Consider the following 20,075-nt stretch of genomic DNA (forward strand, 5'->3'; position numbering starts at 1 on the left):
GCGTTTCTGATTGATTTATTACTTTTGCACCTAAAATCATTATAATGAGTTATAATTGGAACACACGGACGGAACTTTTGTTAGGCGCCGACCGGATAGAGCGGCTGGCACATAGCCATGTGTTGGTTGTAGGATTAGGAGGTGTGGGTGCTTATGCTGCCGAACAGATATGCCGGGCCGGAATCGGCCAGATGACGATCGTCGACGCCGATACGGTGAATGAAAGCAATATCAACCGCCAGCTGCCGGCATTACATTCGACGTTGGGAATGCCGAAAGCCGAAGTTGTAGCCCGTCGCTTGGCTGATATCAACCCCCGTCTGAAACTAAACGTCCTGAACGAATTCTTGCGCGACGGACGGACGGAAGAGGTACTTTCGGCGACCCGATACGATTTTGTTGTCGATGCGATCGATTCCCTCAGCCCGAAAGTATTTCTTTTGTATCACGCTTATAAGAAAAATATCCCCGTTGTTTCCTCAATGGGCGCCGGTGCCAAGATGGACCCGTCACTGGTCAGAATAGCAGATATCTCGAAGACCTGCAACTGTGGTCTGGCAAGAGCCGTACGCAAGCGGTTGCACGGGTTGGGGGTAAACAGAGGTATTCCGGTTGTCTTCTCCACGGAGATCGCCAATCCGAATGCCATCGTAGAGGTAGAGGGCGAGCAATGCAAACGTACCACAACCGGCACGGTATCTTATATGCCTGCCATATTCGGATGCTACTTGGCCTCATATGTTATTAACCAGTTGAAAGTTGAAAGTTGAAAATGAGAAGTTATTCTTTTCCTTATACAACTTTCAACTTTCAACTTTCAACTTTCAACTGATATGATACAAACAGAAGGAATAACCAAAAGCTTCGGCTCCTTGCAAGTATTGAAAGGGATCGACCTGACGATAGGCGAGGGCGAGATCGTAGCGATTGTCGGTCCGAGCGGGGCAGGAAAAACGACCTTGCTCCAGATCATCGGGACACTCGATGCGCCGGACAGTGGCAAACTGTATATAAACGGAACCGAAACCGTCCGCCTTTCGGAAGAAAAACTGGCCGCTTTCCGCAACCGGAACATTGGCTTCGTTTTTCAGTTCCATCAGCTTCTTCCGGAGTTCACGGCCTTGGAGAACGTGATGATCCCGGCCCTGATCGCCCGTGAAAAGCCGGCTGCGGCAGAGAAAAGAGCGAAAGAGATTCTCGATTTCATGAATCTGGCCGACCGGATGTCCCACAAACCGAACGAACTGTCGGGCGGAGAAAAACAGCGCGTAGCCGTTGCCCGTGCCCTCATCAACAACCCGTCCGTAATCCTCGCAGACGAGCCGTCGGGAAGCCTGGACACCAAGAACAAGGAAGAGCTGCACAAGCTTTTCTTCGACCTGCGCGACCAGATGCACCAGACATTCGTGATCGTCACGCACGACGAGCAATTGGCGACCGATACGGACCGCGTGATCCATATCAAGGACGGGACGGTTCAATCGACAATTGAGGCAATTATTTCTAATTCTTAATTTTTAATTCAAACATGGCAGACAACAGAGTCACATTCGGGAGCAAAATCGGAGTTATCTTGGCTACCGTCGGGTGCGCCGTCGGACTGGGAAGTATCTGGCGTTTCCCCTATATGTTAGGGACAAACGGCGGCGCCGCATTCCTGCTTATTTATATTCTTTTCATGATATTCTTAGGTGTTCCGGTGATGGTGACCGAATTCTTCATCGGCCGGCATTCCCGCAGCAACACGGTCGGTTCGTTCAAGAAGATGGCCCCCAGAACGAAATGGTGCTGGATCGGATACAACGGCATCCTGGCCGCTTTCCTGATCTTGGGCTTTTACGCGGTCGTTTCGGGCTGGACACTCGAATATGTCTGGCAGACGGTGAACGGCAGCCTCTACAATACACCGGGAGTGGATTTTACCGCCGACTTCGCCGACTTCTCTTCCCATGCGCTCCGACCGATCTTCTGGACGGCGGTGTTTATCGGGCTGACGCATTTCGTGATTGCTTCAGGTGTGGAGAAAGGAATCGAACGGGCTTCCAAGATCATGATGCCGCTCCTGTTCTTGATCCTGGTCGTGATGTGCATACGCTCCGTCACGCTACCGAATGCGGATGCGGGACTGGTGTATCTGTTCAAACCGGATTTCAGCAAGCTGACTTCATCTGTCGTGCTGAGTGCCGTCGGACAAGCGTTCTTTTCGCTGAGCCTCGGCATGGGATGCCTTATCACCTACTCTTCTTATTTCGGGAAAGACACCAATATGTTGGCAACGGCCTGGCAGGTGACGATCATCAATACTTTTGTGGCGATCCTGGCAGGGATCATGATCTTCCCGGCTGTCTTCAGTTTCGGAATCGCACCGTCGGCTGGCGCCCAACTGGTATTCATCACCTTGCCGAACGTATTCGAACAATTACCGTTCAGCAGCTTGTGGTCGCTTATCTTCTATATCCTGCTGGCGATGGCGGCACTGACCTCCACCATTTCCTTGCATGAGGTGGTGACCGCTTATATCCATGAAGAATTCCATATGACACGCAAGAAAGCAGCTTGGTTTGTCTCTGCCGGTGTTCTATTCTTAGGCATTCTCAGTTCACTCTCGTTCGGGGTATTGAAAGAATTCACGATAGGCGGATTGGTCTTTTTCGATGCGTTGGATTACTTGACGGCCAAGATCATGCTGCCGTTAGGGGGGATGATGACCTGTATTTTCGTCGGGACACGTGTCGACAAGAAGATTCTGAAAGCCGAATTGACCAACGAAGGAACGATCAAGTTCCGCCTCTTCTCCATTTATGTCTTCTTCATGAAATACGTCTCCCCGATCGCTATCGGCATCGTATTTCTGGATGAACTCGGACTACTTGACCTACTGAAAAAACTATTTTAAAATGGACTGGCGCGACCTTCTCTACTTCTCCAAAGGCGAACGGAGGGCACTGACTTTACTCCTTTGCCTCATCACTGTTTCTTGGATCTTATTGCTTCAGACGGACAAGAAACGGATGCTCATCGAAGCGCAGACGGAAAACCGGCAAGCATCGGGCGAAAGGCAGATCATCATCGGGAAAGATACGTCCGGACAGCAAACAGAGTCCGTCGGGAAAGAATCCGAACCACATCCGAATAAAACGAAGAATACCCTTAAAAAGAAAAGCTCTACTCCTGCAGGTAACAACTCCTACCCTACAAGCAAAAAACGGAAAAGATATACTCCTTACACCCGGACGGAAAAATACACGCCGGGGACCCTCGTCGAACTCAACACCGCCGACACCACGATCCTGAAAAAAGTGCCCGGCATCGGCAGCGCTTTCGCCCTACGGATCGTGAAATACAGGGAGTTATTAGGCGGTTTTTACGATGTCAGCCAGTTGGCGGAAGTGTATGGGATCGACGAAGAGCGCTACGAAGCCCTCGCCCCCTGGTTTATTGCCGACACGCTCCGGATACGCCGGTTAGAGGTCAACATCTTGCCCGCCACTGCCCTCCGCAAGCATCCTTATCTTGACTACCGGCAGGCGAAAGCAATCGAACAGCTCCGGAAACAAAAAAGCAGGCTCTCCGGGTGGGAGAACCTGCAACAGATAGAAGAGTTTACAGATACGGACAAGAAACGGCTCACACCGTACCTGTCATTCAAGTAAACTTTAAAACGCGGCTTGTATCATCACAGGAAAATGATCCGACGGGAAACGACCGTACTGCATATCGTTGAGAACAGCATACTTCTTCACTTCCGTGCCCTTCGTCACCCAGATATAATCGATACGGTTCTTCATCTCGGAATCCGTCTTGAAACTGTTATAAGTTCCTTCCGTACCATAGCGAGGCTGCTCGCTCAGGTCATACGAGTCCAACAGCAGGCCGTCGGATGCCAGCGTCACCATCGGTTCGTCAGTCGGGACGGCATTGAAGTCTCCCGTCGCAAAGACCGTCGCATCCGTCCCGGCAATCTGCTTGATACGGGCAATCAGCAACTTGGAGGATTCCCGACGTGCCACTTTTCCCTGATGGTCGTAATGGGAATTGAAGAAATAGAACACTTTGCCACTCTCCTTATCGCGAAACTTACCCCAGGAGCAGATACGGTTACAGCAAGTAACATCCCAACCCTTGCCCGGGACATCCGGTGTTTCGGAAAACCAGAAATTACCCTTGTCCAGTAAGTCGAAACGACCTGTCTTATAGAAGATGGCGGAGTGTTCGCCCGCATCCTCGCCGTCATCGCGCCCGGCACCGATATAGGCATACCCATCCAGCTCGGCAATCCCGTCCAACATATGCTTGAACCCTTCCTGTGTCCCGAAGATATCGAAATCGTGGAAGCGGATCAGTCCTTTCACCATCTCCTTACGGTTCGGCCAGGCATTCACGCCATCCTTCTCCGTGTCCATACGGAGGTTGAAAGTCGCCACGTTCAGTTCGCTCTTTCCGCCAGTGGCCGGGCGGGATTCTTTCATGGCCCATGACTGGAGCAAAGCTGCCAGCAGAAGGACCGAAGCAAATACACTTATTGTCTTTTTCATATCCTTATCATTTATCGATTACACATTTACCAACCCGGATTCTGTTTCAGGTTTCCATTCTTGATGATTGCCGACTGAGGGATCGGATAGTAATACTGGCGACCATCGTCATACCAGATGCGCGGATCATCGTCCGACCAGGTCAGGTTGCCCGAATCCGATCCGGTCAATCCCTGCTGCGTGCCTTCTCCTACCGAAACAGGCGTACAGGAAGCGGGCAGTCCGGTCGGTTTCTCTCCTTTATAGAAGATCACGTCCGGCGTACCGTCCTTGTCGAGGTCCATTTGGACATTCAAAGCGGGAACATAGATGCCGGTCCAACGCATCGTCATCAGCTCACCACGTTTCCAACGTTTCAGATCGGTGAAGCGGAAACCCTCCAGAGCCAGTTCGATGGAACGTTCACGGCGCACTTCGAGGATGACCGGATCGGAGATATTCGGGAAATAGTTCTGCTGGAAATAAACGTCAACCTTGGTCGGCTTGGCAGAAAGACCACCGGTGATACCGGCACGTGCACGCAGCACACCGACCGTATTCGCCCAATCCGCATCCGTCAATGTCCCCAACTCGGCTTTTGCCTCGGCATAGTTCAGCAGGACTTCGGCATAGCGGAACAACGGGATCGCATTCGTGTTCAAAGCACCGGCATCGTATTTGGTATCATCCAACGTATATTTGATCGGTTGATAGCCCGTATAGGAATAACCGTTGAAGTTAGGGGCGGCAGGCGCTCCGTCACGTTTATACCCCGGTGTGCGGATCGTCTGGGCAAGGCGTGCATCGCGGTCCCGGCATTCGTCGTAGAACTCCATCGTCTCATAACCGGCACGGTCCGTGAACGGTGTTCCGTCCGTATTCAAGAAAGTATTGACGAACGTACGGATCATACTGAAACGCGCCCCGTACGTGCCCGAAGTCCACCACCAGTTAGCTTCTCCCAACACGGCCAGCCCGGCATCGGCACAACTTGCCAGCATCACTTCACTGGTTACCGGTTTGTCACTGATGAACAGTGAACGGAAAGAAGCATCCGTACCTTCACCCGTATAAATGGAGTGCCCGCTTTCCTTCATAACCGTTTCGGCTGCACGGGCAGCCTCCCGATACCATTCGTCGGCCGAGTCGGTCAACCCCAACTCCGTATGATACTTGCGGAAAGAAGCTTCGAAAAGGCAGATACGGGATTTCAACGCATAAGCCACCCATTTCGTTACCAGAGAACCGGTTTCGTCTTTCGTCCGCGAGATATTCTCACAAGCGAAATCCAAGTCTTCCAGCACATGGTCCATCACCGTCGTACGGGAATCGCGGCCGGCATACAGCAACTCGTCGTCCACGCCTAACGTGCGGTCTATCCAGGGTACATCGCCAAAACGTACCACCATCCCGTAATAGAAGTAAGCGCGAAAAAAGCGGGCCAGCCCGATATAGTTGTTACGGACAGACTCATCGACCGCCTCATTCGTGCAGTTCTCGATAAAGTAGTTGATGTTGCGCAGATCGCTCCACGACCACCCGCTGCTCAACTCGGCCGAATAAGCTCCTTCGCGGATAAAATTGTCGAAGCTGGTCACCGCACCATAGTCGCACATGGCATCCTGCTTGAAACCGTCGCTGACGGAAGGAAGCATATTATAGAATGAATAGGAATATGTTTCCAACCCTTTCTCCGTCCTGAAGACCGTGTCTTTGTCCACCGAAGCCTGCGGTATCTCATCCATCGAACAGGACGAAAGAAGTAAACAGGCAGATACAAAAGAATATATAATCCGTTTCATGTCGTTGATAGTTCTTTAATTAAAATGTTACTGATAAACCTAAACTCACACTCTTCATCTGCGGATAGCTGTTTCCGTCACCGCTACCACGATTCCCGTTCAGCCCGGAAGACATATCGGCACTCGTCAGGTCGGGATCGGATCCGTAGATATTCGTCACATCGAGGTCATGCGTATGCTTGTAGAGCGGAGACCAACACCAGAGGTTCTCGGCAGAGATATAAACCCGAACGTTCTGCAGCTTGGCCTTCGAAACGATCGGCTGTGGCAGGGTGTAGCCGAATTGCAGGTTCTTCAGGCGGATATAAGCGACATTCTGCAAGTAGCGGGTCTGCGGCGTAGACTTCAGGGATGCATTGTAACCGGCATAACGGGGCAGATAAGCATCCGTATTGTCTTCTGTCCAGTAGTTGCCCTGATGCCAGGTAGGCATGTTGTTGTACGGGCGGTTATACTGCCCCCAGAAAATACATTCCGAACTGGGATACCAATCCTGTTTTCCCACACCCTGGAAGAAGGCGGAAAGGAAGAAGTTGTTCCAGTCACCGGAAAGGTTGATGCTGTACGCATAGCGGGGCAATGCATTTCCGATCACGGTCTTGTCGCCGTGGTCATCCACTGTGTTATTACCGTAGTCGATCACATGGTCGCCGTTCAGGTCCTTGATCTTCACGTCTCCCGGATAGGTGATGCGCTTGGAAGAGGACTGGATCAGTGTCTGGTCGGCATGGTTGTCGATATCGGCCTGGTCCTTGAACAACCCCTCGGTCACATATCCCCAGATTTCACCTACACGCTTGCCGGCATAGTAGTCGTCCAGATTACCCGTCTGGTTGTTATAGCGGTCGATGGTCGAAATATAGTCGGACAGCGTACCGCGGATCTCGTAGTTGAACGGTTTCTCCGCCAATGTGAACTGGTCGCGCCAGGTCAGTGTGATTTCCCATCCTTTGGTCGTCATGTCGGCATAGTTACCTTTGGGAGAAGAGGCACCGAACACGTCGGGAAGTGTTTTACCGACCGTATACATATCCGTTGTCTTACGGATGTAATAGTCACCGTTGAATTGCAGGCGGTTGTTCAGCATACCGAAATCCAACCCGACATCGGTTGTCGTAGCCGTTTCCCAGGTCAGTCCGTCGGGCATGACGGCAGGAGCGCTCGTGTACTTGTTCTTCAAACCGTTCAAGACACGTCCGGAAGTGTTGATGTTCAACAGTTCGAGGAAGCTGTAAGGAGAAACATTACCATTTCCTAACGAACCGTATGAAGCACGTATTTTCAGATTGGAAAACAGATCCGGATTCACCTTCCAAAACGCCTCTTCCGACACGCGCCATCCACCGGAGACAGAAGGGAAGAACGCCCATTGCTGGTCGGTCGGGAATTTGGAAGAGCCGTCATAGCGTCCATTCACCTCCAACAGGTAGCGATCCTTGAATGTATAGTTCAGACGGAAAAAGCCGCCTGCCACACGCCATCGGTTATAACCGCCCGATGTAGTGATAGCATCTCCCAACGCCAAGTTAATGTTTTCCGAATCGTCGAGCAGCAAACCGTTACGTTGCACATATGTGCTTTTATAAGTAGACTGTTCATAGTTGTAACCGACCATACCTTTGAAATAATGCGCATCACCGAATGTATTCTCGTAGTCGGCATACAGGTTGGTCGCGATATATTCGGTTCGCATATTACTTTCCTTCAAGTCGTTGTACTTGGTGCTCAGTTCGACTGTCTGCCCTTCATGAGTGCTATAGGGAACCGGCACGCGGCGTTGCGTCTGCCCCTCGTCTGTGTTGCGGAACGTGAAGTCGCCCCGTACGTGCAGTTTGTTCTCCAGGAAAGAAGCCGTAAAGCCGGTCGTATTCTTCAACACCTTGTTATTGGTATCAATGCCGTTCTTGCCATAGATAAAGTCACCGACCGAATAAGCAGCCGAGAAAGTCAGACTACCGTCGGGATTGAAGATGGGCGAACTCGGATGGCCTTCATCGGAAATGTTACGCCAGATGGAACCGCCTTCGCCGACATTGATCGGGTTATGGTAATCCATGTTGGAGAAATCCATGTTGTTCTCGATCTTCAGCCAGTCGAACACCTGTACGGAACCTTTCGCACGCAGGTTCATCATCTTATAATTGTCGGTATTATAGCGGAACAGACCGTCGTAGCCATAGAAACGCCCGGAAACGTAGTAGTTCAGTTTCCCGTTGTTACCGGTCACCGACAAGTTATGGTCCTGCGCAAAAGTCGTTTTCTTATACAAAGCGTCGTAATAGTCTTCGTTGCCGTAGTAGACATATTTGCCGGTAGCATCGACTGTCACCTCGTCAGTTATACCCTGTTCCTTCCGGTTTTTGAAGTCTTCCAGCCAGCCGAGGGAGAATTCTTGCGTCTTGTTTATATTCTTAGGGTCAGCAGAATAGTTGTTCCACGCATGATAGGCTTCATAGAAGTGGCTGGCATATTCATATCCGTCGGTCACGAAGTCGGGAACCGTCACCGGCTTCTGCATGGCGAAGTTTCCGGAATAGGTGATGGAAGTCTTGTCTTTGGTCGGCTCTTTCGTGGTGATCAGCACAACACCGAAAGTACCGCGTGCTCCATAGATGGCAGCCGAAGCGGCATCTTTCAGGACAGACACGCTGGCGATATCGTTCGGGTTCAACATCGAGGGATCACCTTCCACACCGTCGATCAGGACCAGTGCGCTACCCCCCTGCCCGATCGAAGTCGTACCGCGGACATTGTAACTCGCCGAACGGGTCGGCTTGCCGTCGGTCAACTGGATGTTCAAGTTGGGGATCGAACCTTGCAGGGCCTGTGTCACATTGGGGACGGAACGATTGTCAAACACTTCGCTGGTCACCTGTTCGACGGCTCCAGTCAGGTTCACTTTCTTCTGCGTACCGTAACCGACCACGACCACCTCGTCCAGCGTCTGCGTATCTTCCATCAAGACTACTTTCAGCTCTTTCTCTCCTTTCAGTGTGATTTCTTTCGGGATATATCCGATAAAAGAGATGGTTAACACAGCGTCAGGGGCTACTTCCAGCGAGAACTTCCCGTCGATATCGGTCACTGTCCCGTTTGTCGTTCCCTTTTCCATGACATTGGCTCCGATAACGGGTTCTCCGTATCCATCCACAATCGTACCTGTCAGATGATACGTTCCCTGCTGGGCTACGCTTATGATTCCATCAGGATTGGCGGAATAGATTACAGGGAATCCCTGTAATGCACTTGCGACACATAGTAAACCCGCAAGCCGGGTCACTCTACTCTTAATCTCCATGTTTGTTCTTTTTGCGTTTTTATCTATTAAAACTGCCGCAAAGGAACAACCGGAGTATTAAATCGCTGTTTACTATCAATTACAATATTGTTACAGAACCAATTCTTTGAACAGTATCTCCAACGTTTGATCCAAGTCGTCGGAGAAGCCCGGATGCGGACGCGAAGTCTGGATGGATGCGCTCCGCACGGCTGTCAGCCAGCGGAACCGTTCCGGAATGTCCAGGGCGGCAATAGGACCGCCTTCTTTCGCTCCAATGCAACCAATCGTCGGGAATCAGAGCCACGATCTCCCGTATCTTCTCTTCCGTCAGCAGGCGTTTCATCTCGGCATCCGCCTCTTCCAACCCGGATGCTTCGGGCAGCAGCACGTGGTCTTTGACCTGCACGAAAGGGCTTACGGCGTGTTTTTGCCAGTTCACCCACGAATAATGGAAATAAAGCGAAGCGCCATGATCGATCAGCCACAGTTCCTTATGCCACATCAGCATATTGGTATTCCGGAATGTACGGTCAACATTGGTCAGGAATGCATCCAGCCACACGATACGGGACGCCAACTCAGCCCCGACCTTCGTCATTGCCGGGTCGAAAGTAAGAGCTCCCGACAGAAAATGCAGTCCGAGGTTCAATCCCCGGCTGCCTTGCAATAGATCCTGTATTTCCTCGTCACCCTCGGTACGCCCGAAAGCCTCGTCCAAATTCAGAAAGACCAGTTCGGGAACCCAGAAACCGAGTGCACGGGCTATTTCACCGCCAACAAGTTCGGCTATCAGCGCTTTCGTCCCGTGGCCTGCCCCACGGAACTTCACGACATATTTAAACTCGTCATCAGCTTCCGCCAATGCCGGCAACGATCCGCCTTCCCGGAGAGGCATGATATAGCGCGTCACATTTGCTGTTCGTAATTCCATCACATTCCAATTATTTGAAGATAAAGATACACGTTCTTTTTAAACAAACAAAGGTTGACCGCACACTCTCTATAAGCTATAATAATTTCAGAAATACATCGTAATAAAAATTTACCGAAGTTACGGAAAAGCTTTAAACCGGAGTGATTCCCTGGTCGGCCAATAACTTCAATCCCAAATCCTTCAGTTTGAACTTTTGGATCTTTCCGCTACCGGTCATGGGGAAGGTGTCGACAAAGAATATATATTTAGGAATCTTATGCCGGGCAATTTTTCCGCGGCAGAAATCTTTAACGATTTCTTCTGTCATGCTAACTCCTTCGTGCAGGATGATAAAGGCACCAACTTCCTCTCCGTATTTTTTGGATGGGACGGCGGCAACCTGTACATCTTTCACGCCTTTCAGATGATAGAGGAACTCCTCTAACTCGCGAGGATAGATATTTTCTCCACCGCGGATGATCATATCCTTGATACGTCCGGTGATGCGGTAGTTGCCGTTTTCGTCTTTCACTCCCAAATCACCGCTGTGCAGAAAACCGTTTTTATCGATAACTTCGGCCGTCGCTGCCGGGTTATTGTAATAACCTTTCATGGTGTTGTAACCCCGGTTGCACATTTCACCTTGTACACCGACCGGGCATTCTTCACCCGTTTCCGGATCGATCACACGGACTTCTGTAAACTCGTAGTCGCGGCCTACCGTATTGTAACGGACTTCTGCCGGATCATCTATGCGCGAATGCGTCATACCGGGCGATGTTTCAGTCAATCCGTAGACGCTGGTCACACACATAAACATTTTTTCTTCTACTTGTTTCATCAGTTCCACAGGACAAAGAGAACCGGCCATGATACCGGTACGGAGAGATGTCAGGTCGAACATGCTGAACATCGGGTGATTGAGTTCGGCGATGAACATGGTCGGCACACCGTAAAGGGCCGTACATCGTTCCTTGTGGATGGAGGCAAGGACAACCAGCGGATCGAATTTTTCGACCATAACCTGTGTACATCCATGCGTCAGGACGTTCATAGAAGCGAGTACGACACCAAAGCAGTGGAACAGAGGCACACAGCAGCATAGTTTGTCATCTGCCGTGAACTTCATGTGTTCACCTGTTAGCAACCCGTTGTTGGCAATGTTATAGTGTGTCAGCATGACTCCTTTCGGAAAGCCGGTCGTGCCGGAAGTATATTGCATATTCACGACATCCTGCGGAGTCACCAGTTTTTTGGCTTCCACCAACGCTTCGTCACTTACGTTTTCACCTAAAAGCAGCAGTTCGGGAGTGTTATACATTCCTCTGTATTTCTCCTGCCCGATATAAACTACGTTTTTCAGTACCGGGAAGCGTTTGCTTTTCAGGTAGCCGCGTTGCGATTCCTTTAGTTCGGGCAGCATAGTATACACCATGTCGACATAGCTTCCGTCGAACACGCCATCGGTGATACATAGCGTATGGATATCTGCATTTTCAACCAGAAATTCCAGTTCGCTCTGTTTATAGTTCGTATTGACAGTAACGGCCACTGCCCCGATCTTGGCGGCGGCATACAAGAATGTAAGCCAGTCCGGCACATTTGTTGCCCAGATACCGACGTGCGTACCATGTTTGATCCCGATTGAAAGCATACCTTTCGCCATCCGGTCTACACGTTGGTTGAATTCTTTCCAGGTGAAACGGAGGTCACGGTCGGAATACACCAAGTATTCCTTGTCGGGGGTTATTTCGGCCCAATGTTCCATCCACTGACCGAGTGTCCGGTCTTGTAATTGTATTTCCATAAGGACTGTATATTAATATGGGGTGTAGACGACTCCGAGAATTTTTGCCGTATTATCGGCTGCGGCATGTACGTGATGGGCGACGATGGAATCGTAGTAGATGCTGTCGCCTTCTTCCAGGATATAGGTATTCTTGCCGTAGTTGATTTCAAGGACACCTTCCAGCACATAGATGAATTCTTCCCCTTCATGTGTGGAGAGTACGAAGTCCACCCCGTCTTCAGTCGGAGCGACATCAATCAGGAACGGTTCCATATGGCGGCCGGATTTGTCTTGTGACAAGGAATGGTATTCCATATGCTTGCGTGCCTTACTGTCGTTGTTGCTGAAACCGATGCCGTTCGTATCGTTGCTGTCTTTCTTGCGGCAGATGACAGGCCCCAGTTCGACCTGGTCGTCCAAGAATGTACCCAGACGTACGCCTAATACACGGGCTATCTTGATTAGCGGAGCGAGAGACGGAAAGTCTATGTTGCCCTCGATACGTTCTATTTGCCCGATGCTCAGACCTGAACGTTCGGAGACTTCCTGGGTGGAAAGTTGCTTGGATTCACGGATACTTTTGATTTTCGCTCCTATGATTTTGTTGTTTCCCATGAGTATTATATGTTTATCGTTTGTTGAATCTTTTAATTTGTAGCAGAACGACGCAAAAATACATTAATTTTTTATCAAACAGGGGGTATTTGGTAAAAGAAAAAAGGATGATCCCCGTAGAGACCATCCTTTTTGTAACTTCTTGCGAAGAAATTGTTTCTTACTTTCTGATACCGAGCTCTTTGATGATAGTACGATATCTTTCGATATCTATCTTGATCAGGTAATCCAGTAAACGGCGACGTTTACCTACCAACATTTTCAGAGCTCTCTCAGAGCTATGGTCTTTGTGATTAACCTTCAAGTGTTCTGTCAAATGTGCGATACGAACTGTGAACAGTGCGATTTGGCTTTCTGCCGAACCTGTGTTTGTAGCAGATTTGCCATACTTTTCAAAAATCTCTTTTTTCTTTGCTGAATCTAAAAACATGATTCTTGTGTACTTTAATAAATTAATACTATGTTATCTAAGCGGGGACAAAGGTAGACATTCATTTTTGATTGACAAATCTTTTTATGTATCTTTTTTGATTTTGAAGCCTCAATGTCATATACATATCGCAAATTTATTGTAATTTTGCAGCCAATAAATTAGTTTTCAATGCAAAAGATTAGAAACATCGCGATTATCGCGCACGTAGACCACGGTAAAACAACACTCGTGGATAAAATGTTATTAGCCGGTAAGCTTTTCCGTGAAGGACAGGCAGAGCCGGATCAGTTCCTGGACAATAACGACCTGGAACGCGAACGAGGGATTACGATCCTTGCCAAAAATGTCTCTATTAATTATAAAGGTTATAAAATCAACATTATCGACACTCCGGGTCACGCCGACTTCGGAGGTGAAGTAGAACGCGTATTGAACATGGCCGACGGCTGCCTGTTACTGGTCGATGCTTTTGAAGGGCCGATGCCACAGACTCGTTTCGTGCTTCAGAAGGCTATCCAGTTGGGGTTGAAACCGATTGTGGTGATTAACAAGGTAGACAAACCGAACTGCCGCCCGGAAGAGGTGCAGGAAATGGTATTCGATCTGATGTTCAGTCTTGATGCGACGGAAGAGCAACTCGACTTCCCGACGATCTACGGTTCAGCCAAGCAAGGTTGGATGTCGGAAGACTGGAAAGATCCGAAAGAAGATATTACCGCTTTGTTGGATGCCATCATTCAATATATCCCGGAACCTCAAGTGCTGGAAGGCGCATCCCAGATGTTGATCACTTCATTGGACTACTCCAAATATGTCGGCCGTATCGCCGTGGGCCGCGTACACCGTGGCGAGCTGCGCGAAGGCCAGGATATCATGCTTTGCAAACGCGACGGTTCGATGGTGAAATCGAAGATCAAGGAAATCGACGTATTCGAAGGGTTGGGACGCACGAAAGTAGACGTTGTCCAGTCCGGTGACATTTGTGCGATTATCGGCGTGGAAGGTTTCGAGATCGGTGAAACAATAGCTGATGCCAACGATCCGGAACCGCTGCCGACGATTGCCATCGACGAACCGACGATGTCCATGCTCTTTACGATCAACAATTCTCCGTTTTTCGGGAAGGATGGCAAGTTTGTGACATCCCGGCATATCTACGACCGTTTAATGAAAGAGTTGGACAAGAACCTTGCTCTGCGCGTAGTTCCGACAGATTCTGCCGATTCGTGGCTGGTGTACGGACGTGGCGTGCTCCACTTGTCTGTCCTGATCGAAACCATGCGTCGTGAGGGTTACGAATTGCAGGTAGGCCAGCCGCAGGTTATTATCAAGGAAATCGACGGCGAGAAATGCGAACCGGTTGAACAGTTGACAGTCAACCTGCCGGAAGAATGTTCCAGCCGCATCATCGACATGGTCACCAAGCGTAAGGGTGAAATGACTATGATGGAAAGCAAGAACGACCGTATGCATCTGGAATTCACGATTCCTTCTCGTGGTATCATCGGTTTGAACAACGCAGTCCTGACCGCATCCGCCGGTGAAGCGATCATGGCGCATCGTTTCCTCGAATATCAGCCATGGAAAGGTGAGATCGAACGCCGTACGAACGGTTCCATCATCGCGATGGAAACAGGAACAGCCTATGCTTATGCATTGAACAACCTGCAATCCCGCGGACGTTTCTTTATCGCTCCGGGTGATGAGGTCTATGCCGGCCAAGTCGTCGGTGAGCATACGAAAGACAATGACCTGGTGGTTAATGTGACGAAGTCGAAGAAACTGACGAATATGCGTGCTTCAGGTTCGGATGACAAGGTTTCGTTGGCTCCTCCTACGGTGTTCAGTTTGGAAGATGCCCTTGAATACATCAAAGGTGATGAATATGTAGAAATCACCCCAAACAGCATGCGCATGCGTAAAATTATTCTTGATGAACTTGAACGCAAGCGTCAGGGAAGATAAAAAGCTGCTTTTAATACAAAGAATATATTATATAGAAAAGCCGGAAGTGAATGTCACTTCCGGCTTTTCTATATATACACCCGGTTCACGGCTCCATTACCACCTCGATCCTATTACCTTGTCCTAACAGCTTTTTGGCAAAGGCCTGGAGCTTGGCGGGGGTGATGCCTTTTATCGTTTCTTCGTATGCCGTCTCGCCGTTGAACCCGCGGAAGTAATAATTATCTAAAGTCGTCAACCAATAAACATTCTCCTGCAGGTTCTCCGCATGACGTTTCAGGATATTATCCTGGCTCTTCTTGAAATCTTCAGCGCGCGGTCCGGACTTGACGATATTATCCAACTCTGCGCGAATAATGGCATTCATCTTTTCCCGTTTGGCCGGATCCGTATCGAAATAGGTTTGCAGGAATGTCTGTCCTTCGGGGAAGGAAGAAATCTGCGCGGAAGTCTGCACTCCATATGTCCCGCCTTCGTCCTCGCGTACCTTTTCCATGTAGACCAGATCGAGAATTTGCTTCAACATCATGGCGGTGAGGATGTTTTCAAGGTTATATTCCATCTTGCCGGACCAGAAGTTGACAACCGACGCTTTCGGTGTTTCCAGGGTACGTTTGAAGATATTCGTGTATTCGCCCGTGCGGATAGCCGGTACTTCGGCGGGATTGGCTCTCTCGACGCGTCCTTTGGCCGGGAGCGTCGCCAGATATTGTTCTACCAAAGGACGGATGCTATCCGTATCGATATTCCCGACGAACGTAAAGACAAAGTCCGAAGCGTCGGCAAACCGTTCTTTGTACATCTCCATGATGCGCGGGTAGCTGATTCGCTTGAAGTCGTCGGCAGTGATGCGGGCAGCACGCGGGTTATTGTCGTAGATCGCCTTTGTCAGTGTGTCGCTGAACGCCACCATCGGATTCAGTTCCAGGTTTTTCAACTGTGCAATCATGCGGTTCTCGAAGGAAGTATAAGCTTCTTCATCCATACGCGGAGCCGTGAAATAGAGATAAACCAACTCAAACAATGTCTTCAAGTCGGTAGGAGCGGCATAACCGTTTACATTTTCCGTATTCAGCCCGATGGAAGGAGAGCAGGAGACTTTCTTTCCTGCCAATATCTTGTTCAGATCGGTTGCTGAGAAGTTGCCGACTCCGCCAAGCGTAATGGCTTCATTGAAAACTTTCAGATTGTCGATATCTTTCGCCCCGAACAGGGTACTGCCACCGGGGCTGGTAGCCGTCATCAGGATCTCGTCTTTCTTGAAGTCCGTATGTTTCAGTACGACCTTGATACCGTTGTCGAGTGTCAGGACCGTCGCCCCGAACAGCGGGTCCGTCTTCATCTCCCTGATCTTTCCCGGAGCGGGCAGCCCGGGAACCAGCGGTTCGTTGGAAACAGTCTCTTTATAAGGTTCGACCGGCAATTGCCGTGCCTTGATGAAGTCTTCTAATAATCGGGCCTCGGTCGGATATTTCATGTCTGCCTTGTCAGGACCGGTGAGGCCGATTACGATATTCTTGTCGCCGATCAACTCCTGGGCGTATTGATTCACCTGTTCGACAGGGATTTGCGGTGCGATCTGGCTGATCAGTTGATATTCCGTTTCGATGCCCGGAATGTAACCGCCGTCCGTAAAGTGCCGGACATATTCATTCGTATAAGAGCGGTTCTTTTGCTTGTCGCGGTCGTTGAACAGCGATTCGTACTGTTTCAGGACATTGATACGGGCACGGTCATATTCGGAAGCCGTGAAGCCGTACCGTTTCACCCGTTCCGTCTCCGTCACAAGCGCATCGAGCGCCTTGTTTATCTCGCCTTCCTTTACCAGGGCGGCAACCGTGAAAGCTCCTTTTGTCTTGGCGATCATGAAATCGCCGTCCGAAGCCTGGGCGGCGACAAAAGGAGGATCCGCTTTTTGCACCATCTCGGCAAAACGTTCGTTTATCATCGTTTCGATGACATTTTCCATGTAGTCCTTCATCAACCCGGTGGCAGTGGCATACAGTTCTTTCGGCATTTTGTCGTGCTTATAGAATATGGAAAGGATTATATTGGATGCCTCCTTGTCCGTGGCGATGGAAACAAGCGGCTTGTCATTGTCCGCCACCTCCGTATATTCCCGTCTGGGCGGATTTACCGGAGCCGGAATATCGGCAAAGATACGTTTTACGGCCGCTTCGACCTTGTCTACATCTATATCCCCTACAATGATAATGCCTTGAAGGTCGGGACGATACCATTTCTTGTAATAAGCCCGGAGCTCGTCCGGCTTAAAGTTATTGATTACGTCGATCGTGCCGATCGGCATCCGGTGTGCATATTTGTTGTCCGGGAACATCTTCGGTAGCTGCTGTTCCCAGATACGTGCCTGGGCATCCTGCCGCGTACGCCATTCCTCCCGGATTACGCCCCGTTCCTTTTCGATGGCCGTATCTGCGAGCGTGATGAAGCCCGACCAATCGTGCAGGATCAGCAGGCAGGAGTCGACAATGCTTTCGCGGGTGACCGGAGCGTTCATGATCATATAGACCGTTTCGTCGAAACTTGTATAAGCGTTGAAGTTCTCGCCTCCGCGCATCCCGATGCTCTCGGTAAATTCATCCATGCCATGCCCAGGGAAGTTCTTGGTCCCGTCAAACGCCATATGTTCGAGGAAATGGGCCAGCCCGCGTTGGTTCTCGTCTTCCAGGATCGATCCGACATTTTGGGCGATAAAGAAATCCGCACGGTCTTTTGGCTGTGCATTGTGCCGGATGTAATAGGTTAACCCGTTGCTTAGCTGTCCGTATCTTACCTTCGGATCTATGGGCAAGGGCTGTATTTCCGATTGCTGCGCTGCCAAACGGAGGACGGCAAATACCCAAAGGAGGCATCCGATGGATAGAATCTGTCTGATCTTCATATCACTTTTGTTTTCATTTTTAATAGAACAAATGTATATAGTTTTTGTTACAAAATGACACTGCTACCCCATGTAAATAGGATTAATACCCCATATATTAGGAATTACACCTAAGGGTAATATATTTTAACACTACAAAGTGTTCGCAAGCTTGGCCTTTTGCTATCAGAATGACAAAAGGGGCTTTCTTACTTTTTGCTTGTAAAAATCCTTGAGAAAGTTTTTGTGTAAGAAAAAAATATCTACTTTTGTAAAGTTGTTATGTGCACGCAAACATTAATAATTTATCTAATATATTTACCATGAAATCTGAAGATATTTCACGTCGCTCGTTCCTGAAACGGGCAGCCGCTCTTTCAGCTGCGGCAGCAATTCCTTCTTTCTGGATTCCGTCCAAGGCCAATGCCATGCCGGGCGTTCCTTTTGTCAGCGCCAACGAAAAAGTGAGAATCGCTTTTATCGGTATCGGTAACCGTGGAGGTGAGATCGCACGCGAACTGTATAAAACAGGTTTGTGTGAAGTCGTTGCTCTTTGTGATGTAGATATGGGTGCGCCTCATACTCAGAAACTTATTTCGATGTTCCCGAAAGTACCGCGTTTCCAGGATTTCCGTCAGATGTTCGACAAGATGGCCGACAAGATCGATGCCGTAACAGTCGGTGTACCTGACCACGCGCATTTCCCGATCACTATCGAGGCAATGGCTCATGGAAAACACGTATATGTAGAAAAACCGATGGCCCGCACCTTCCAGGAAATAGAAGTGATGATGCGTGCCGAAAAGAAATTCGGTGTCGTTACGCAGATGGGTAACCAAGGACACTCCGAAGGCAACTACTTCCAGTTCAAGGCATGGAAAGAAGCCGGCCTGATCAAAGACGTTACCGCTATCACAGCTCACATGAACTCACCGCGTCGTTGGCATAACTGGAACCCGAACATCACGCACATGCCTATGGGCGAACCGGTTCCCGAAACATTGGATTGGGACACTTGGTTAGGTGTTCGTCCGTTCCACGAATATAACCATGATTACCATTTAGGACAGTGGCGTTGCTGGTACGATTTCGGTATGGGCGCACTGGGCGATTGGGGTGCTCACATCCTCGATACTGCTCACGAATTTTTGGAACTCGGTCTGCCGACAGAAGTAAACCCGTTGTATCTGAAGGACCACAACCCGTTCTTCTTCCCGATGTCTTCCCGTATCCTGTTCAGATTCCCGGAAAGAAAAGAAATGCCGGCTGTCGATGTCACTTGGTATGACGGTCTGGATAATATTCCTCCTGTTCCAGAAAACTATGGTTCTTCCGATGTCGATCCGAATATCCCGACAGTTGCCGGTGGCAAACTCCAGTTGGCCAAACTGAACCCGGGTAAGGAAATCTATACGAAGACTCTGACATTCAAGGGTGGTTCTCATGGTAGCACTTTGTCTGTAATTCCTGATCAGGTAGCGAAGGATATGAATCCGAAATTGCCGGAATATCCGAAGAGCCCGTCCAACCACTACGCAAACTTCCTGTTGGCTTGCCAAGGCAAGGAAAAGACCCGTTCTCCGTTCTCTATCGCAGGTCCGTTGAGCCAGGTATTCTGCCTCGGTGTGTTGGCACAGCGCATGAACCGCAAGATCGTGTTCGACCGCGACACGAAGCAGATCGTGAACGACCCGGTTATGAACCAGATGCTGGTTGGCGAAATGCCGCGTAAAGGCTGGGAACAGTATTACAATATTTAATGGACAGTTGGCAATGAACAATTGGCAATTGTGAAGACAAGCAACATGCGTTTTTTCAAATAAGATTGTTATTTATTAGGAAGGTAAACCCCGGTTGGTTTACCTTCCTTTTTTGTGTAGAGT

General features: G+C 49.6%; 13 protein-coding genes and 2 pseudogenes. 6 read left to right on the forward strand and 9 right to left on the reverse strand.

From position 1 onward, the window contains the following. Positions 1-44: 44 nt before the first annotated feature. The 4 genes from BQ9893_RS15985 (at position 45) to BQ9893_RS16000 (ending at position 3,653) form a co-directional block, all read left to right on the forward strand. Positions 45-770, forward strand: a complete 726-nt coding sequence (locus tag BQ9893_RS15985) for a tRNA threonylcarbamoyladenosine dehydratase (RefSeq protein ID WP_075966862.1) — start codon at positions 45-47, stop codon at positions 768-770. Positions 771-833: 63 nt separating this feature from the next. Beyond that, on the forward strand, positions 834-1,514 hold the full coding sequence (locus BQ9893_RS15990) for an ABC transporter ATP-binding protein (protein ID WP_075966863.1): 681 nt from the start codon (positions 834-836) through the stop codon (positions 1,512-1,514). 14 nt (positions 1,515-1,528) lie between these two features. Further along, positions 1,529-2,896: a sodium-dependent transporter gene (locus tag BQ9893_RS15995; protein WP_075966864.1), complete on the forward strand. Its 1,368-nt coding sequence runs from the start codon at positions 1,529-1,531 to the stop codon at positions 2,894-2,896. A gap of 1 nt (position 2,897) precedes the next feature. Beyond that, positions 2,898-3,653, forward strand: coding sequence for a helix-hairpin-helix domain-containing protein (locus BQ9893_RS16000; protein ID WP_075966865.1), 756 nt, complete (start codon positions 2,898-2,900; stop codon positions 3,651-3,653). A 3-nt stretch (positions 3,654-3,656) separates the two neighbouring features. On the opposite strand, the gene BQ9893_RS16005 is transcribed toward BQ9893_RS16000, so the two are convergent. The 8 genes and pseudogenes from BQ9893_RS16005 to rpsO all read right to left on the reverse strand — a co-directional run bounded on the left by BQ9893_RS16005 (position 3,657) and on the right by rpsO (position 13,343). Beyond that, positions 3,657-4,535 (reverse strand): endonuclease/exonuclease/phosphatase family protein, encoded by an 879-nt coding sequence (locus BQ9893_RS16005; protein ID WP_075966866.1) that lies wholly within the window; start codon positions 4,533-4,535, stop codon positions 3,657-3,659. A gap of 26 nt (positions 4,536-4,561) precedes the next feature. Next, positions 4,562-6,316 (reverse strand): RagB/SusD family nutrient uptake outer membrane protein, encoded by a 1,755-nt coding sequence (locus BQ9893_RS16010; RefSeq protein ID WP_075966867.1) that lies wholly within the window; start codon positions 6,314-6,316, stop codon positions 4,562-4,564. A gap of 19 nt (positions 6,317-6,335) precedes the next feature. Then, entirely contained in the window at positions 6,336-9,614 is a 3,279-nt protein-coding gene (locus tag BQ9893_RS16015; protein ID WP_075966868.1) for a SusC/RagA family TonB-linked outer membrane protein, read from the reverse strand. Between the two features lie 90 nt (positions 9,615-9,704). Continuing rightward, a pseudogene (locus BQ9893_RS16020) lies at positions 9,705-9,875 on the reverse strand (DUF3037 domain-containing protein); the annotation flags it as partial. Further along, positions 9,862-10,527 (reverse strand): annotated as a pseudogene (locus BQ9893_RS16025) (HipA family kinase); the annotation flags it as partial. The pseudogenes BQ9893_RS16020 and BQ9893_RS16025, both read right to left, overlap by 14 nt. A gap of 133 nt (positions 10,528-10,660) precedes the next feature. Beyond that, positions 10,661-12,316 carry an AMP-binding protein gene (locus BQ9893_RS16030; protein WP_075966869.1) on the reverse strand — a complete coding sequence of 552 codons (1,656 nt, stop codon included), beginning with the start codon at positions 12,314-12,316 and terminating at the stop codon, positions 10,661-10,663. A gap of 12 nt (positions 12,317-12,328) precedes the next feature. Continuing rightward, positions 12,329-12,913, reverse strand: a complete 585-nt coding sequence (locus tag BQ9893_RS16035; RefSeq protein ID WP_075966870.1) for a helix-turn-helix domain-containing protein — start codon at positions 12,911-12,913, stop codon at positions 12,329-12,331. A gap of 160 nt (positions 12,914-13,073) precedes the next feature. Further along, positions 13,074-13,343 carry a 30S ribosomal protein S15 gene (rpsO, locus tag BQ9893_RS16040; RefSeq protein WP_075966871.1) on the reverse strand — a complete coding sequence of 90 codons (270 nt, stop codon included), beginning with the start codon at positions 13,341-13,343 and terminating at the stop codon, positions 13,074-13,076. A gap of 171 nt (positions 13,344-13,514) precedes the next feature. Here rpsO and typA point away from each other — a divergent pair, with 171 nt between their 5' ends. Further along, the gene (gene typA, locus BQ9893_RS16045) at positions 13,515-15,311 is read left to right on the forward strand and encodes a translational GTPase TypA (RefSeq protein WP_075966872.1); all 1,797 of its coding nucleotides are present in this window, start codon (positions 13,515-13,517) and stop codon (positions 15,309-15,311) included. A gap of 85 nt (positions 15,312-15,396) precedes the next feature. On the opposite strand, the gene BQ9893_RS16050 is transcribed toward typA, so the two are convergent. Continuing rightward, positions 15,397-18,213 (reverse strand): M16 family metallopeptidase, encoded by a 2,817-nt coding sequence (locus BQ9893_RS16050; protein ID WP_075966873.1) that lies wholly within the window; start codon positions 18,211-18,213, stop codon positions 15,397-15,399. Between the two features lie 302 nt (positions 18,214-18,515). Here BQ9893_RS16050 and BQ9893_RS16055 point away from each other — a divergent pair, with 302 nt between their 5' ends. Next, entirely contained in the window at positions 18,516-19,952 is a 1,437-nt protein-coding gene (locus tag BQ9893_RS16055; protein WP_075966874.1) for a Gfo/Idh/MocA family oxidoreductase, read from the forward strand. Positions 19,953-20,075: the final 123 nt, after the last annotated feature.

Origin of the sequence: Parabacteroides massiliensis, from assembly GCF_900155425.1 — a bacterium.
Lineage (GTDB): Bacteria > Bacteroidota > Bacteroidia > Bacteroidales > Tannerellaceae > Parabacteroides > Parabacteroides massiliensis.

Coding starts and splice junctions, on each gene's coding strand:
- BQ9893_RS15985 (WP_075966862.1), top strand. CDS start 45: ATGAGTTATAATTGGAACACACGGACGGAACTTTTGTTAGGCGCCGAC.
- BQ9893_RS15990 (WP_075966863.1), top strand. CDS start 834: ATGATACAAACAGAAGGAATAACCAAAAGCTTCGGCTCCTTGCAAGTA.
- BQ9893_RS15995 (WP_075966864.1), top strand. CDS start 1,529: ATGGCAGACAACAGAGTCACATTCGGGAGCAAAATCGGAGTTATCTTG.
- BQ9893_RS16000 (WP_075966865.1), top strand. CDS start 2,898: ATGGACTGGCGCGACCTTCTCTACTTCTCCAAAGGCGAACGGAGGGCA.
- BQ9893_RS16005 (WP_075966866.1), bottom strand. CDS start 4,535: ATGAAAAAGACAATAAGTGTATTTGCTTCGGTCCTTCTGCTGGCAGCT.
- BQ9893_RS16010 (WP_075966867.1), bottom strand. CDS start 6,316: ATGAAACGGATTATATATTCTTTTGTATCTGCCTGTTTACTTCTTTCG.
- BQ9893_RS16015 (WP_075966868.1), bottom strand. CDS start 9,614: ATGGAGATTAAGAGTAGAGTGACCCGGCTTGCGGGTTTACTATGTGTC.
- BQ9893_RS16030 (WP_075966869.1), bottom strand. CDS start 12,316: ATGGAAATACAATTACAAGACCGGACACTCGGTCAGTGGATGGAACAT.
- BQ9893_RS16035 (WP_075966870.1), bottom strand. CDS start 12,913: ATGGGAAACAACAAAATCATAGGAGCGAAAATCAAAAGTATCCGTGAA.
- rpsO (WP_075966871.1), bottom strand. CDS start 13,343: ATGTTTTTAGATTCAGCAAAGAAAAAAGAGATTTTTGAAAAGTATGGC.
- typA (WP_075966872.1), top strand. CDS start 13,515: ATGCAAAAGATTAGAAACATCGCGATTATCGCGCACGTAGACCACGGT.
- BQ9893_RS16050 (WP_075966873.1), bottom strand. CDS start 18,213: ATGAAGATCAGACAGATTCTATCCATCGGATGCCTCCTTTGGGTATTT.
- BQ9893_RS16055 (WP_075966874.1), top strand. CDS start 18,516: ATGAAATCTGAAGATATTTCACGTCGCTCGTTCCTGAAACGGGCAGCC.